At 42.8% G+C, this 14,879-nt stretch carries 20 protein-coding genes and 1 tRNA gene; 12 read left to right on the top strand and 9 right to left on the bottom strand.

Going from position 1 to position 14,879, the window contains the following annotated elements:
* Positions 1 to 436 (top strand): transposase (locus O3658_RS10140; protein ID WP_371561351.1); only part of this gene is annotated, 436 nt, incomplete at its 5' end.
* A gap of 120 nt (positions 437 to 556) precedes the next feature.
* On the opposite strand, the gene O3658_RS10135 is transcribed toward O3658_RS10140, so the two are convergent.
* Together O3658_RS10135 and O3658_RS10130 are read right to left on the bottom strand one after the other, a co-directional pair.
* Positions 557 to 629: transfer RNA gene (locus O3658_RS10135), tRNA-Lys, on the bottom strand.
* Positions 630 to 892: 263 nt separating this feature from the next.
* A complete protein-coding gene (locus O3658_RS10130; RefSeq protein ID WP_371561348.1) occupies positions 893 to 2,164 on the bottom strand; it encodes a replication-associated recombination protein A in 1,272 nt (423 codons plus the stop codon).
* A gap of 115 nt (positions 2,165 to 2,279) precedes the next feature.
* On the opposite strand from O3658_RS10130, the gene O3658_RS10125 reads away from it, so the two are divergent.
* The 8 genes from O3658_RS10125 (at position 2,280) to O3658_RS10090 (ending at position 9,117) form a co-directional block, all read left to right on the top strand.
* Complete coding sequence (locus O3658_RS10125; RefSeq protein WP_371561345.1) at positions 2,280 to 2,750, top strand: DUF3013 family protein; 471 nt, start codon at positions 2,280 to 2,282, stop codon at positions 2,748 to 2,750.
* 9 nt (positions 2,751 to 2,759) lie between these two features.
* Positions 2,760 to 3,188 carry an NUDIX hydrolase gene (locus O3658_RS10120; RefSeq protein WP_371561342.1) on the top strand — a complete coding sequence of 143 codons (429 nt, stop codon included), beginning with the start codon at positions 2,760 to 2,762 and terminating at the stop codon, positions 3,186 to 3,188.
* Positions 3,185 to 3,658, top strand: coding sequence for a GNAT family N-acetyltransferase (locus tag O3658_RS10115; RefSeq protein WP_371561339.1), 474 nt, complete (start codon positions 3,185 to 3,187; stop codon positions 3,656 to 3,658). Before O3658_RS10120 ends, O3658_RS10115 begins: the two co-directional genes overlap by 4 nt.
* A gap of 137 nt (positions 3,659 to 3,795) precedes the next feature.
* Positions 3,796 to 4,746: a 50S ribosomal protein L11 methyltransferase gene (prmA, locus tag O3658_RS10110; RefSeq protein WP_371561353.1), complete on the top strand. Its 951-nt coding sequence runs from the start codon at positions 3,796 to 3,798 to the stop codon at positions 4,744 to 4,746.
* Between the two features lies 1 nt (position 4,747).
* The gene (locus tag O3658_RS10105; RefSeq protein ID WP_371561337.1) at positions 4,748 to 5,491 is read left to right on the top strand and encodes a 16S rRNA (uracil(1498)-N(3))-methyltransferase; all 744 of its coding nucleotides are present in this window, start codon (positions 4,748 to 4,750) and stop codon (positions 5,489 to 5,491) included.
* 10 nt (positions 5,492 to 5,501) lie between these two features.
* The gene (gene pepF, locus O3658_RS10100) at positions 5,502 to 7,298 is read left to right on the top strand and encodes an oligoendopeptidase F (RefSeq protein ID WP_371561334.1); all 1,797 of its coding nucleotides are present in this window, start codon (positions 5,502 to 5,504) and stop codon (positions 7,296 to 7,298) included.
* Positions 7,299 to 7,547: 249 nt separating this feature from the next.
* Entirely contained in the window at positions 7,548 to 8,339 is a 792-nt protein-coding gene (locus O3658_RS10095) for a DUF2785 domain-containing protein (protein WP_371561331.1), read from the top strand.
* A gap of 109 nt (positions 8,340 to 8,448) precedes the next feature.
* A complete protein-coding gene (locus O3658_RS10090) occupies positions 8,449 to 9,117 on the top strand; it encodes an MIP/aquaporin family protein (protein WP_004250764.1) in 669 nt (222 codons plus the stop codon).
* A gap of 57 nt (positions 9,118 to 9,174) precedes the next feature.
* On the opposite strand, the gene queF is transcribed toward O3658_RS10090, so the two are convergent.
* From queF to O3658_RS10055, 7 genes are all read right to left on the bottom strand, one after another.
* Positions 9,175 to 9,666 carry a preQ(1) synthase gene (gene queF, locus O3658_RS10085; RefSeq protein WP_371561328.1) on the bottom strand — a complete coding sequence of 164 codons (492 nt, stop codon included), beginning with the start codon at positions 9,664 to 9,666 and terminating at the stop codon, positions 9,175 to 9,177.
* Between the two features lie 18 nt (positions 9,667 to 9,684).
* Positions 9,685 to 10,401, bottom strand: a complete 717-nt coding sequence (queE, locus tag O3658_RS10080; RefSeq protein WP_371561325.1) for a 7-carboxy-7-deazaguanine synthase QueE — start codon at positions 10,399 to 10,401, stop codon at positions 9,685 to 9,687.
* Entirely contained in the window at positions 10,394 to 10,837 is a 444-nt protein-coding gene (gene queD, locus O3658_RS10075) for a 6-carboxytetrahydropterin synthase QueD (RefSeq protein ID WP_371561321.1), read from the bottom strand. The genes queE and queD overlap by 8 nt, the downstream gene beginning before the upstream one ends.
* Positions 10,837 to 11,490: a 7-cyano-7-deazaguanine synthase QueC gene (queC, locus tag O3658_RS10070; RefSeq protein WP_000828781.1), complete on the bottom strand. Its 654-nt coding sequence runs from the start codon at positions 11,488 to 11,490 to the stop codon at positions 10,837 to 10,839. Before queC ends, queD begins: the two co-directional genes overlap by 1 nt.
* 202 nt (positions 11,491 to 11,692) lie before the next feature.
* Positions 11,693 to 12,007, bottom strand: a complete 315-nt coding sequence (gene trxA, locus O3658_RS10065) for a thioredoxin (RefSeq protein WP_001029584.1) — start codon at positions 12,005 to 12,007, stop codon at positions 11,693 to 11,695.
* Between the two features lie 14 nt (positions 12,008 to 12,021).
* The gene (locus O3658_RS10060; protein WP_004250771.1) at positions 12,022 to 12,243 is read right to left on the bottom strand and encodes a DUF4649 family protein; all 222 of its coding nucleotides are present in this window, start codon (positions 12,241 to 12,243) and stop codon (positions 12,022 to 12,024) included.
* Positions 12,244 to 12,340: 97 nt separating this feature from the next.
* Positions 12,341 to 12,721: a MarR family winged helix-turn-helix transcriptional regulator gene (locus O3658_RS10055; protein WP_045762814.1), complete on the bottom strand. Its 381-nt coding sequence runs from the start codon at positions 12,719 to 12,721 to the stop codon at positions 12,341 to 12,343.
* A gap of 181 nt (positions 12,722 to 12,902) precedes the next feature.
* Between O3658_RS10055 and O3658_RS10050 the strand changes: the two genes are divergently transcribed.
* The 3 genes from O3658_RS10050 to O3658_RS10040 all read left to right on the top strand — a co-directional run bounded on the left by O3658_RS10050 (position 12,903) and on the right by O3658_RS10040 (position 14,819).
* Positions 12,903 to 13,277, top strand: a complete 375-nt coding sequence (locus O3658_RS10050) for a CidA/LrgA family protein (protein ID WP_000781321.1) — start codon at positions 12,903 to 12,905, stop codon at positions 13,275 to 13,277.
* The gene (locus O3658_RS10045; RefSeq protein ID WP_049548510.1) at positions 13,274 to 13,969 is read left to right on the top strand and encodes an LrgB family protein; all 696 of its coding nucleotides are present in this window, start codon (positions 13,274 to 13,276) and stop codon (positions 13,967 to 13,969) included. The genes O3658_RS10050 and O3658_RS10045 overlap by 4 nt, the downstream gene beginning before the upstream one ends.
* 154 nt (positions 13,970 to 14,123) lie before the next feature.
* Positions 14,124 to 14,819 (top strand): hypothetical protein, encoded by a 696-nt coding sequence (locus tag O3658_RS10040; RefSeq protein WP_371561312.1) that lies wholly within the window; start codon positions 14,124 to 14,126, stop codon positions 14,817 to 14,819.
* Positions 14,820 to 14,879 lie beyond the last annotated feature (60 nt).

Genomic DNA, 14,879 nt, shown 5'->3' with positions numbered 1-14,879 from the left:
AGATAGTCGTAAACTCAGCGATAAGCGATTTTATCGCCCTACTTTTCGTATGCACTTAACGAATAAAGAGATTCTAGACAAGCTTTTGAGCTATTCAGAAGAGTTGAAACACCACTATAATCTCTATCAGCTCTTGCTTTTTCACTTCCAGAATAAAGAGCCTGACAAATTTTTCGGACTTATTGAGGAAAATCTAAAGCAGGTTCATCCTCTTTTTCAGACTGTCTTGAAAACCTTCCTCAAGGATAAAGAAAAGATTGTCAACGCCCTCCAATTACCCTATTCCAACGCAAAATTGGAAGCGACCAATAATCTCATCAAACTTATCAAACGAAATGCTTTTGGTTTTAGGAACTTTGACAACTTTAAGAAACGAATTTTCATCGCTCTGAATATAAAAATGGAGAGGACAACGATTGTCCTCCCCAGGTTATAACTTTTCATCAACCCACTACAGTTGACAGAGAGCCACTTTTTGAGTGGTGAAATGTATGGATGAGATTGATTTGATAAGTAAAAAAACCTTGATTTCAAGGCTTTTTCCTGTTGATTTAGATGCCCCCTACAGGGATCGAACCTGTGACCCACGGATTAAGAGTCCGCTGCTCTGCCAGCTGAGCTAAGGAGGCAAACAAAAAGCTGTATTGGTGCCGAAACTTCACGGTTTGTATTGAACCCGCGCAATTAAGCAGGTGGGCAACTCGCTCTAACTGAAGCTGTTTCCGTGTGAGACGGCCTACATGCTGTTAGAAGACTTTTGTTTCCCTAATAATACAAAAAATAGTCGGTCAACACTTAAGTGTGAGGTCGTACACCACAGCGTTTCTATGTTTATATAATACCACTTTTTCAAAAAAAATCAAGGGGTAAATGTAATTATTTGGAAAAGATTTCACAAATTTCGTAATTTATCAATGGTTTCCTTGCGTTGAGCTAGGGCACGTTCGTATTTTCCAGTATCTTCTGGTGAGAAGTAGCTATGGTCGCGGATTTTTTCTGGCAAATAATCTTGCTTGACCCAGTGGCCAGGATAGCTATGAGGATAGAGGTAGTTTTGAGCATTGCCTAGCTCCTTGCTACCGCTATAATGACCATCTCGCAGGTGTCTTGGAATCGGTAGGTGACCAGACGTTTTAAGGTCGGCCAGAGCCTTATCCATAGCTACATAGGCTGTGTTTGACTTGGGCGAGAGTGCCAGATCAATGACGACATTGGCAATGAGAATGCGAGCCTCTGGGAAACCAATCTTTTGGGCGGCATCCAGAGCAGTCACGGTATGAATCTGGGCTTCAGGATTGGCCAAACCGATATCTTCATAGGCGATAACGGTCAGGCGACGAGCTAGACTAGGCAAATCGCCAGCCTCAATCAAGCGGGCAGCATAGTGGAGACTAGCATCCACATCAGAGCCACGGATGGACTTTTGCAGGGCTGAGAGGACATCGTAGTGTCCATCTCCATCCTTATCCATGGTAATGTAGCTCCGCTGTAGGCTATTTTCCATGATGTCTAGAGTGATGTGGCGGACGCCCTTGTCATTTTCGGGAGTAGAAAGAACAGCCAAATCAAGTGAGTTGAAGGCAGAGCGCAGATCTCCGTTTGTAGAGGTTGCGATGAAGTCCAGAGCATCCTCATCTAGTTCCACTGGAAAATCAAAACCACGCTCAGGGCTATTTAGAGCTATCTGAAGCGCCTCTTTGACATCTTGGTTAGACAGAGGTTCCAACTCAAAAATTTGAACACGACTGCGAATGGCAGGAGTGACTGAAAAGAAAGGATTTTCAGTTGTAGCCCCAATCATGATGACTAGTCCACTTTCCAAGAGAGGAAGGAGAAAGTCTTGCTTGGTCTTATCAAGTCGATGAATCTCATCTAGCAATAGGACGAGGCCACCTGAAAATTTAGCCTCTTCCGCGATTTCTTGCAGCCGTTTTTTACTATCAACAGTGGCATTGAAGGTCCGAAAGGCATACTTGGTCGTTCCAGCGATGGCAGAGGCAATACTGGTTTTACCGATTCCCGGAGGTCCGTAGAGAATCATGGAAGATAGACGATTTGCTTCCACCATACGACGGATAATTTTTCCAGGTCCTACCAGATGCTCCTGACCGATGACCTGGTCGATGGTTTTAGGGCGCATGCGAAGCGCGAGATTGTCTGGCATAGCAGTCCTTTCTAACGTGGATTTTCTGATGTATATGTGGTAAGATGGTAGTATCTATTTTAGCATATTTCCGAGCAATCGGGGCGATTTAAGAGTCGCATAGAAAGAGGACAAAATGGCAACATACGGATTTTTAGATGTTTTAGAGGAAGAGTTGGAGAAGAACTTTCCCTTTGACTTTGAGATTAGTTGGGACAAGCGCAATCATGCGGTAGAAGTGAGTTTTTTACTTGAAGCGCAAAATGCTGCAGGAGTGGAGATGCTGGATGAGGACGGAGAGGTGTCATCAGACGATATCCTTTTTGAAGAAGCAGTCCTTTTCTACAACCCTGCCAAGTCAATAGTCAATCCAGAAGACTATTTGACAGTCATCCCTTACCTACCTAAAAAAGGTTTTTCTCGTGAATTCTTAGCTTATTTTGCGCTATTTCTTAAGGATACTGCCGAGGTCGGACTTGATGCCCTTATGGACTTTTTGGAAGACCCAGAAGCAGAAGAGTTTGTCATGGAATGGAACCAAGAAGTCTTTGAAGAAGGGAAAGCAGGCTTGGAAGAGGGAGAATTTTATCCTTATCCGAGATATTAGGAGATTGTAGTGGATATAGACATTTCAGATTTCACAGGCTGCAAGATTGCCCTCTTTTGTGGAGATAAGCTACTGACGATTTTACGTGATGACAAGGACGATATCCCTTGTCCCAACATGTGGGAGTTGCCAGGTGGTGGCCGTGAAGGGGATGAAAGTCCCTTTGAATGCGCAGCGCGTGAAGTTCATGAAGAACTGGGAATTCATTTAAATGAAGATTGTTTGCTTTGGGGAAAAATTTATCCTAGCGTAATCTTTGAAGGCAAGCAATCGGTCTTTATGGTTGGTCAGCTAAGACAAGAACAATTTGACAAGATCAACTTTGGAGATGAAGGACAGGCTTACAAACTGATGAGCATTGAGGAATTTCTCACTTCTGAACAGGCAGTACCTCAGCTCCAGGGGAGATTGAGGGATTATTTGGAGGAAAGATTATGATAAGACTTGAGAGAGCAGGAGCAGAAGATTTAGATACCATTATTGCCATTCAAAGAGCTAGCTTTAAGGCTGTTTATGACAAATACCAAGATGAATACGATCCTTATCTGGAGGACCGCGAAAAAATTAAGTGGAAACTAGTCGAGCGTCCCAATAGCTATTACTACTTTGTAAAAGAAGATGAAGAGAAGATAGGCTTTCTACGAATTCATACCAATGACGAGTTAACGAAAGCTTGGTTGGGAACGGCAGCGATTTTGCCTCCGTATCAGGGAAAAGGGTATGGATCTGAGGGATTGCGCTTGCTAGAAGAGGAATTGTCAACCGTTAGACAGTGGGATTTGTGTACGGTATTACAGGATGCAGGCATGGTTGCCTTCTACGAGAAGAATGGCTACCAACAAACCCATATCGAGCCTGAAAAAGAAGGCATGGATATGGTCTACATGAAAAAATTGATAGAGAAATAGAAAGGAAGGTTCGGTTAAATTTCTAAACTGAACCCGCCCTAAACACTGTGCCAAAAAGATAAACATCTCTTAGACACAAGCGTCTTCAGAGAGTTTCCTATTTTGGCTTTGTGTTTTACGGGCTTGGTATCTTAATGATGGAAACATGGCAAGAGTTAAAAGTTACAGTGAAGCGTGAGGGGGAGGAGTTGGTTTCCAACCTTTTGATCGAGTTAGGCGCCCAAGGGGTAGCGATCGAAGACAGTATGGACTATGTGGGAAATGTGGACCGCTTCGGTGAGATTTTCCCAGAAGTCGAGCAACAGGAAGAAATCGTGGTGACTGCCTACTACCCTGACACAGTTGATGTAGCAGTGGTGGAAGCGGACTTGCAAACTCGTCTCTCAGAATTGACAGATTTTATGGATCTGGGCGAAGTCAAGATTGGCACCACTGCCTTGGCTGAGGAAGACTGGGCGGACAACTGGAAGAAATACTATGAACCTGCTCGTATCACTCATGACTTGACCATTGTGCCATCATGGACATACTATGAAGCAACAGCGGGAGAAAAGATTATCAAGCTGGACCCTGGTATGGCCTTTGGGACTGGAACACACCCGACGACCAAGATGAGTCTTTTTGCCTTGGAACAGGTCCTTCGTGGTGGCGAAACGGTGCTAGATGTGGGGACAGGTTCAGGTGTCCTTTCTATTGCTAGCTCTCTTCTAGGCGCCAAGGAAATCTTTGCCTATGATTTGGATGATGTGGCGGTTCGTGTCGCTCAGGAAAATATTGAGCTCAATCCTGGTATGGAAAATATCCATGTAGCCCCAGGTGATTTGCTTAAGGGCGTGGAGATTGAGGCAGACGTCATCGTGGCCAATATTTTGGCGGATATCCTTATCCATCTGACAGAGGATGCTTATCGTTTGGTCAAGGATGAAGGCTACCTCATCATGAGTGGGATTATCAAGGACAAGTGGGACATGGTGCGTGAGTCGGCTGAGTCAGCTGGATTTTTCCTTGAAACCCACATAATTCAAGGGGAATGGAATGCCTGTGTCTTCAAGAAGACCAAGGATATCTCCGGTGTGATTGGAGGCTAGCATGCAACAGTATTTTGTTAAAGGCAGTGCAATCTCTCCTGTCACCATCGAGGACAAGGAAACCAGCAAGCACATGTTTCAGGTTATGCGCCTGAAAGAAGATGACCAGGTTACCTTAGTTTTTGATGATGGGATCAAGCGCTTGGCGCGCGTGCTGGATGTGGAAAATCGTCAGTTTGAGTTGGTTCAAGAGTTAGCTGATAATGTGGAACTGCCAGTCCAAGTAACCATCGCATCTGGCTTCCCCAAGGGAGACAAACTCGAATTTATCACTCAAAAAGTGACAGAGCTAGGTGCTAGCCAGATATGGGCCTTCCCTGCTGACTGGTCCGTTGCCAAGTGGGATGGCAAAAAATTGGGCAAAAAGGTTGAGAAGTTAGAAAAAATTGCCCTTGGAGCAGCCGAGCAAAGCAAGCGTAACTTCGTTCCAAGCATCAAGCTGTTTGAGAAAAAGGCAGATTTTCTAGCACAACTGGATCAGTTTGACCGCATCGTGGTGGCCTATGAAGAGTCGGCTAAAGAAGGAGAATCAGCTGCCCTTATCCAAGCCATTACTAGTCTTGAAAAAGGGGCTGAATTGCTCTTTATCTTTGGGCCAGAGGGCGGTCTCTCACCTGCAGAAATCGAAAGTTTTGAAGCTAAAGGAGCAGTCCTTGCAGGACTTGGCCCTCGCATCCTAAGAGCAGAAACAGCACCGCTTTATGCCTTATCAGCCATCAGTGTATTACTAGAATTAGAGAAATAAGAGGAAGAAGATGGAACAAAAACACCGTTCAGAATTTCCTGAAAAGGAACTTTGGGACTTAACTGCCCTATATCAAGACCGTGAGGATTTCTTGCGTGCGATAGAAAAGGCTCGTGAAGACATCAATCAATTTAGCCGTGACTACAAGGGCAATCTTCACACTTTTGAAGATTTCGAAAAGGCCTTTGCGGAATTGGAACAAATCTACATTCAGATGAGTCATATTGGCAATTACAGCTTTATGCCTCAGACGACGGACTATGGTAATGAAGATTTTGCCAATATCGCTCAGGCTGGGATGGACTTTGAGACAGATGCCAGCGTAGCTTTGACCTTCTTTGATGACGCCTTGGTAGCAGCAGATGAAGAAGTCTTGGACCGTTTGGGTGACTTGCCACATTTGACTGCAGCCATTCGTCAGGCAAAAATCAAAAAAGCCCACTATCTTGGGGCGGATGTGGAGAAGGCCTTGACCAATTTGGGTGAAGTTTTCTACAGTCCACAGGATATCTATACTAAGATGCGAGCTGGGGATTTTGAAATGGCCGATTTTGAAGCTCATGGCAAAACCTACAAAAACAGCTTTGTTACTTATGAGAATTTCTATCAAAATCACGAGGATGCTGAGGTTCGTGAGAAATCCTTCCGTTCCTTCTCAGAAGGACTATGCAAGCACCAAAATGCAGCTGCGGCAGCCTATTTAGCCCAAGTCAAGTCTGAAAAACTATTGGCGGATATGAAGGGATACGACTCAGTCTTTGATTATCTTCTGGCTGAACAAGAAGTAGACCGTGCCATGTTTGATCGCCAGATTGACCTCATCATGAAGGACTTTGCGCCAGTTGCTCAGCGATATCTCAAGCATGTTGCCAAGGTCAATGGTCTTGAGAAGATGACCTTTGCTGATTGGAAATTGGACTTGGACAGCGCCCTTAATCCTGAAGTGACCATTGACGATGCCTATGATTTGGTCATGAAGTCAGTAGAACCTTTGGGACAAGAATATTGTCAGGAAGTTGCTCGTTATCAAGAAGAGCGCTGGGTGGACTTTGCTGCCAATAGTGGCAAGGATTCTGGCGGTTATGCAGCGGATCCATATCGCGTGCACCCTTATGTCCTCATGAGCTGGACAGGTCGTTTGAGTGATGTCTATACCTTGATTCATGAAATCGGGCATTCTGGTCAATTCATCTTCTCAGATAATCACCAAAGTTACTTTAACGCCCACATGTCTACTTACTATGTCGAAGCGCCGTCAACCTTCAATGAATTGCTTTTAAGTGATTACTTGGAACACCAGTCTGACGATCCGCGTCAAAAACGCTTCGCTCTTGCCCACCGCTTGACAGATACCTACTTCCATAATTTCATTACCCACCTCTTGGAAGCAGCCTTCCAGCGTAAGGTGTATACATTGATTGAAGAAGGGGAGACCTTTGGAGCAAGCAAACTCAACAGCATTATGAAGGAAGTCTTGACAGAGTTCTGGGGAGATGCCATTGAAATTGACGACGATGCGGCCTTGACTTGGATGCGCCAAGCTCACTATTACATGGGCTTGTATAGCTACACCTACTCTGCTGGTCTTGTAATTTCAACTGTTGGTTATCTCCATCTGAAACAATCAGAAACTGGAGCTGAAGACTGGCTCAATCTCCTCAAGTCAGGAGGTAGCAAAACACCACTTGAGTCAGCAATGATTATCGGAGCCGATATTTCAACAGATAAACCACTCCGTGATACCATTCAGTTCTTGTCAGACACAGTTGACCAAATTATCACCTACAGTGCGAAGTTGGGGGAGTAAAGGAATAGAAAGGCTGTTTTAGAATAATGCTCCTGGGTTTGTTGAGCGTCATTATAATTGGACTAGCTGTAGCTATTTTCAAAAACGCCGTTGAAGGTCGTGATGTTAAATTTGAACTTGCTGTAGAGTTGCTACTGATAGTTATTTACTTCATTTTAGACCAGTTATCCCAGATTCTATTTCCTTAAGAATTTAATATAAAGTCATCTGCGGATGATTTTTTGACAACTCATAAAAAGAGGTGGGCAGATGTATCCAGAATTGAAAAGAAAAGTAGTAGAAGAAGAACCGAGCTATCATCAAGAAGAAATCCTGTGGTTGCTTGAGCACTTAGGGGATACTAGTCCAGAGATTCGCGATGAATTGGTTTTTACCAGTTTGGCTAGGGGGATTCAAGAAGAGTTATTTACCAAGGAGCAATTTCAGTTGATCGCTGCTGTGATTGTTTCTGATGGTGGACTAGATAAAGAGCTTGATAAGACAGGAGTTTCAACGCTTGAACGTTCTTTTAGGGCACTTATTTATGCCAATCTCTTATCTGCCGATGGCAATGAACAGTCTCTTTTTTATCGAGAGCTAAAAACTGATATCAGAAATACGATGCTCGATCAAGGTTTGCATTACCTTGAAAAAGAAGAGGATACGACAGGTTTTTCAAGTCAGTATGGTTGGGTGCATGCTTTTGCTCATGGGGCTGATCTTTTGACTGAAGTTGTTTGTCATCCAGACTTTTCTAAAAATAGAGTTCATGAAGTATTTGACATACTTGGCCAACTATTTAAAAGAATTTCGGTTCGATTTATAGATGATGAGGACTGGCGCTTGGCCAGAGTCCTTTACGAACCTATTTTGCAAGGAAAGGTGGAGCAAGCGACACTGGCTTCTTGGATAAAGTCACTTGATTTCCCGATAGAAGAGAGGGAAGATTTTTATAAATTTTCCAATTTCAGATCCTGTCTCTTAGATGTCTATGTTCAACTCGACCAGAGAAATAATTTACAAGATGACTTGAAAGAAGCTATTCAATCTTTCCAATATTAGATTTTGATTATCAAATGTGAAAACTTGCACAAAATTTCCAAGCACATTTCTTGAAACCCTTTCCTTCTTCTGATAGACTAATACATAGTTTGAAAAAAGGAGATTTAACATGAAAAAATTTGTTGCTGAATTAATCGGTACTTTTATGCTTGTGTTCATCGGAACAGGAGCTGTTGTTTTTGGAAATGGTGTTGAAGGTCTTGGACACCTTGGGATTGCTCTTGCTTTTGGTTTGGCAATCGTAGTCGCAGCCTTCTCAATTGGAACTGTTTCAGGTGCTCACTTGAACCCAGCTGTTTCTATCGCTATGTTTGTGAACAAACGTTTGTCATCTTCAGAGCTTGTAAACTACATCCTTGGTCAAGTGGTTGGTGCTTTCCTTGCATCTGGATCTGTATTCTTCCTCTTAGCAAATTCAGGTATGTCAACTGCAAGTCTTGGTGAAAATGCCTTGGCAAACGGTGTAACTGTTTTTGGTGGTTTCTTGTTTGAAACAATCGCAACATTCTTGTTTGTTTTGGTCATCATGACTGTAACATCAGCAAGTAAAGGTAATGGCGCAATCGCTGGTTTAGTCATTGGTTTGTCATTGACAGCTTTGATTCTAGCTGGCTTGAATATCACTGGACTTTCAGTAAACCCAGCTCGTAGCTTGGCTCCTGCTGTCTTGGTAGGTGGCGCAGCTCTTCAACAAGTTTGGATTTTCATACTTGCACCAATCGTTGGTGGAGTTCTTGCAGCTCTTGTTGCTAAAAACTTCCTTGGAACTGAAGAATAATTGAAACTCAAAAAGCCCTGCTCCTCTGCTTGAGGAACAGGGCTTTTTTATATCTGTTTAGCGGTTGTCGATTTTCTCTGGATAGAGATCATGTTGGAAGAGGCGTTGTTCTGCCAATCCTTCATACTTGGTTCCAGGTCTACCGTAGTTGTAGTAAGGGTCGATTGAAATACCACCGCGAGGTGTAAATTTCCCCCAAACCTCTAAATAGCGAGGGTCTAGCAAATTAACTAAGTCTTTTCCGATGGTGTTGATACAGTTTTCGTGAAAATCTCCATGATTTCGGTAGCTAAAGAGGTAGAGTTTGAGGGATTTTGACTCAACACAGAGATTGTCAGGAATGTAGGAAATATAAATAGTCGCAAAGTCTGGCTGCGCAGTGATTGGGCACAGTGAGGTAAATTCAGGGCAGTTGAATTTGATGAAATAGTCATTTTCCACATGACGATTGTCAAAGGATTCGAGGACTTCGGGTTGATAGTCAAAGATGTAGGTTGTTTCTTTATTGCCCAGTAGGCTTAGGTTTTTCATTTCTTCTTGTTGTGACATGATTTTTTCTTTCTAATCTTAAACACCGCGTTGGTTATCGTAGAGGAGGGTATGGAGTTGGGGAAGGACGCGAACATTGCCCCAGCTATCATCAGCAGCGACGCGTTCCCATAGCTCTTTGAGGCGGTCCAGTTGGTCTTGGACAATATTGCCTATAGCCTTGGGCTTAGGATTTCCCGCCGATAAGAAGAGGACATCTGGTTGGTAGCGTTCTTGAATTCCTTTGGCAAAGGCTAGATCTGCATCATCAAAGACAGGGATTTTAAAGGTGACCTTGTCAGGGTCTAATTGGGAAACGATAAAGTCCAAGGTCTCAAAGTTGACTTCCATCTTGGAAGAAGGAGGTTTGGGACTCAGAGTCACCTGGTCGATGTCTTTTAACCAATGTTGCCAGCGGGAGCCTTGGGTTTCAACAGCCAGAGTAACACCACGTTGCTTGAGCTTGGTGACTAACTCGGCCATGTTGGCAGCTAGGATGGCAGGATTTCCTCCAGACAGGGTTACATAGTCGTAGCTTCCTAGTTTGTCTAACTCAGCGATCACTTCATCAGCTGTCATGCGAGTAGGCTTCTCAGAACCATCCCAAGTAAAGGCAGAATCGCACCAGTCGCAGTGGTAGTCACAACCAGCAGTGCGGACAAACATGGTTTTCTGCCCAATAGCACGGCCTTCACCTTGAAAGGTTGGGCCAAAAATTTCCAGAACTGGTAGTTTGAGGACACGTTCCCTAGTCATCTAACCACTCCCGTCTAAACTCCGCAAAGGCAGTCGGAGTCTCATAGAGGCGAACGTATTCTAGGCGAAGACCGCGCTCATCTGGCAACTCTTGGCTCATGGTTTGGAAAATCCAGTAAACCATATTTTCAGCGGTTGTATTCATGTAGGGTAGGGTTTCATTGAGATAACGATGATCCAAGTGGGGCTCTAAGTAGTTCTTGTAGATTTGTTTGATATCCCCAAAATCGTAGGTCATGCCACGTTCATCTAAAAATCCACTGACTGCGATTTGCAGATGATAAGTATGGCCGTGCAGGGATTTGCATTTCCCCTCATAGTGAAAGAGGTGGTGGGCAGCATCAAAGGTAAATTCTTTGGAGACTAAGGTTCTGTGAGGATTGTAGACAAGAGATTCCCCAGTTTCTTGTTTGATTTCTTTGGGGGCAAAAAACATCAGGCCTCTCCTTTCTGAGAGAGATAAACCTCTAAACCATGTTGGCGTAGATGGCAGGCAGGACAATCTCCACAACCAGTACCGATAATGCCATTATAGCAGGTCAAGGTCTTTTCACGAACATAGTCAAAGGCACCGAGTTGGTCGGCTAATTCCCAAGTTTCAGCCTTGTCTAGCCACATGAGAGGGGTTTGGATCACAAAGTCGTAATCCATAGCAAGGTTGAGGGTCACATTGAGGGATTTGACAAAGACATCACGGCAGTCAGGATAGCCTGAGAAGTCTGTTTCACACACTCCTGTCACAATATCTGTAATTCCACGCTGCTTGGCAAGTACTGCAGCAAAAGACAAAAAGAGATGATTACGACCATCAACGAAAGTATTAGGAACCTCTCCTTCTTTTTGCTCAATTTCTAAATCTGAAGTCAAGGCATTTTCAGTGATTTGTCCTAGCAGAGACATATCTAGGATATGATGACGAATTCCTTGTTCCTCAGCGATTTCTTTGGCCACTTGAATTTCGAGATGGTGGCGTTGGCCATAGGCAAAGGTAACGGCTTCGACCTTTTCATAGTGTTGCTTGGCCCAGAAAAGGCAGGTTGTTGAATCTTGACCACCACTAAAGACGACCAAGGCTGATTGACGTTTCATAGTACTCCTTCCAAAATAGGAAATGTTCAGAGCACGCAAAAAGCTCCCTAGAGGGAGCTAAAAAATACCAAGTAGAGGTTTTTTTTAGCGATGGCATGTCCCAAACATCGTGATATTCTAGTTACAGTCTAGCATATTTTTTGAAAAATGGCAAAGGGCAAGAAAAAAGAGACCAAATGAATGCACTTGGTCTCTAGTATGATTAACTCAATTCAGCAACGATTGCCTTGATTTGTTCTGCTGTATGAACACCAGCAACTTGTTTCACCACTTGTCCATCTTTTTTGAAAAGAAGAGTAGGGATAGACATGATACCGAATGAACGAGCTGTATTTGGGTTTTCATCAACGTCCATTTTAACGATCTTCAAGACATCTTCTGAAAGTTCTTCAGACAATTTGTCCAAGATTGGACCTTGCATACGACATGGGCCACACCAAGTAGCCCAGAAGTCTACCAAGACCAATCCGTCTTTAGTTTCTTGTTCAAATGTTGCGTCTGTAATTGCTTTTGCCATAGTATTTCTCCTTTTTAGTTATATTGGCTTAAATCTTGTTTCATGAGATAGAAGAAGACATCTCCATAAGTCCCATGGTAGTCCAAATCATGCCCTTTGTAGGTTACTTTTTGGACAGGGTAGTAGTCTGCGACACCGATCAGGCAGGCATGTTGAGAACGTTCAAATTCTTCGTATGACTCGAAGGTCATGGTTCTCTCTTGCTTGCTGGCGTCAAGATAGGTGATTTCAATCATAGGATTCTCCTTTGCTAAATCATGTTTTCATTTTACTCCTTGAAAAAAGGAATGTCAAGAAAAATGATTGCGCACGCAAGTTTTTTAAAAAAATATGTTAGGCCAACCAGTTTGATTTTGTTGCTAAGCTTTCTTCGACAGCTGTTTGTAAATAAGCCAAGGTAGTCTGTCCTTCGCTTGTCAGGCAGATAAAACTAGCTCGCTTGTCCTGGTCGCAGCATCTCCGACTAAGTAAACCGCAGTTTTTTGCTTCTAAGCGAGCCACCATCCGTGAAACAGCACTAGGGCTCAGGTGGAGTTTGTCTGGCAAGTCGATTTGTCGTAGGGATTTGCCTTCAGCCTGATTTAGAAAGTGCAAGAGGTAAAATTCCTTGAGTGTCAAGGTTTGTTCACTCTGCTCAGCGATGGTCTCTTCTAAAATAGCTTCTAGCTCTACTTGCCTACGGTTGAAGTCAAACCATTTTTCTAAGTAAGTCATGTCCATCTCCTTTCCCTCTATAATAGTGTAATCATACTAGTGCATCTATGATGCTTGCGCACGCAATTAGTATACACCTTTTTGGCTTGGATAGCAAGAAGGATGTTTCTTATATATTTCCTTGAAATTTTCTGAAAAAAGAGTAAACTGGTATGCAGAAAGTCTATTTGTGGAGTTTACAATGAAGTTATATGTTCAGTTAATGATTCTCTTTGTGATTTCTCTAATCGGAGAGGGGATTTCCAGTTTCTTTCATTTGCCCATTCCAGGCAGTATTATCGGCTTGATTATTCTTTTTCTAGCCTTGCAGTTCAAGTGGCTGCGTATCCGCCATGTCAATATGGTGGGGAACTTTTTGCTGGCCAACATGACCATCCTCTTTCTACCTCCTGCGGTTGGAATTATGGAAAAGTTTGATGTGATTGCTCCCTATCTCCTACCTATTGTCTTGATTGTCTTTTTTGCGGCAGTAATCAATATCATCTTGATTGCGCTTGTGGTTCAATTTATCAAAAAACGCTATGAAGGTGACTACGAAGAAAGAGGTGCTAAATGAGCGAATTTGTATCCAATCCCCTATTTGGGATTGCCTTGTCAATCTTAGCCTATCTTGGGGGAATGATGATTTTCAGACGCTATCCTCATCCCTTAACGACTCCCCTGTTGCTATCAGCTATTTTTATTATCATCTTTCTAAAGGTAACTGGCATTTCCTACCAAGATTACTACCAAGGTGGGGTTTATCTTAACAACTTGATTGTTCCTTCAACAGTGGCTCTAGGAATTCCCCTCTATAAGAGTTTCCACTTGATGAAGCATCATGCTCGCAGTATTCTCTTTGGTAGTCTGCTGGCGGTAGTGGTCAATACCTCCTTCACAGCCCTTGTGGCCAAAATCTTTGGTATGGACTTTTTCCTAGCTATTTCCCTCTTTCCTAAGTCAGTAACAACAGCCATGGCAGTGGGAATCACAGAAAAGTTGCAGGGCTTGACAACTGTGACTCTAGTAGTTGTCGTAGCGACGGGGATTTTGACTAGTGTAATCGGACCAACACTTCTAAAATGGCTAAAAATAGACGATCCAGTAGCTGCTGGGCTAGCCCTTGGTGGAACAGGTCACGCGGTTGGAACTGGAACGGCCTTTCGCTATGGACCAGTTGCAGGTGCTATGGGAGGATTAGCTATCGGTGTTACAGGTGTTCTCTATGTATTTGTCAGTCCTATTGTAGCTAATTTGATCTTGAGTTAAAAAGCAAGGATTAAGAATTTGGAGAACATCGGTTTTATTTTAGGGTGAGGAGGAAAAAGATTGTCCTGTGACCCGAAACTATATCTATCTAGGACTTAAGAGTTGAAGAAAAGTGGCGTCAAGGGGATTTTACAGAAATGAATAGAGATAGTTTATGAATGAAAAATTAAATTTTTTAAAGAAATATGTGACATCTGGAGAGATGGTCGAGATTTTATCTAATTTTGAAAATCTGTCCAATCATCCTATTCCACAATATTGGCGGGATGCCTTTCAAACATCAGATTTTTCTAAAAGAAAACAAATCATCCTAGGAGAATGGACAAAATATCTAGCTGAGGAACTCAGCAATACAATCTCATATCTAGAGGAATTTTCAGAAGATATAGATCTTATCAAAATTGGAAACAATTACTCATTGCTTTATTCGATTAGAACGTATCAGAGTAATAGCTTGGTTTTTTATGAGGGCAAAATGCCGATTTCGGATCAAGAGTTTACAGATCACTTTAATCAGTCCAAACTAGAACTTGACGGAAGTATCCGTGATTTCTATACACACATTCATGCAGGTTTTAATGATTTTACGAGTAAAAGTATGGGATTAGACGATCTAGATATGATTGAACCAATAGCCGATTATGATTGGGAATTTGAGGATCAGTTAACAAATGACATTTCCTGTTATTACAATTTTTTTAGCAATGGTATGGGAAAGTATCTCGTATTAGACTTGTCTAAACCAATAGATGAAGGAGATGTGTTTTGGTCAAAGGATGAGTTACCAGAATATCCGATACCTTTTTGGGATTATGTGGATGAATGGATTATTCTGGGGCTTGATTTCTAGGTGTTTGATTGTCAGTGACTTTATTGATAAGGTTAAAACAGAAAAAGGATGGAATGATTT

The sequence above is a fragment of the Streptococcus sp. 27098_8_69 genome (assembly GCF_041432445.1).
Lineage (GTDB): Bacteria > Bacillota > Bacilli > Lactobacillales > Streptococcaceae > Streptococcus.
Note: the sequence above shows the minus strand (reverse complement) of the source record. Positions and strands in the feature narration are given on the sequence as shown.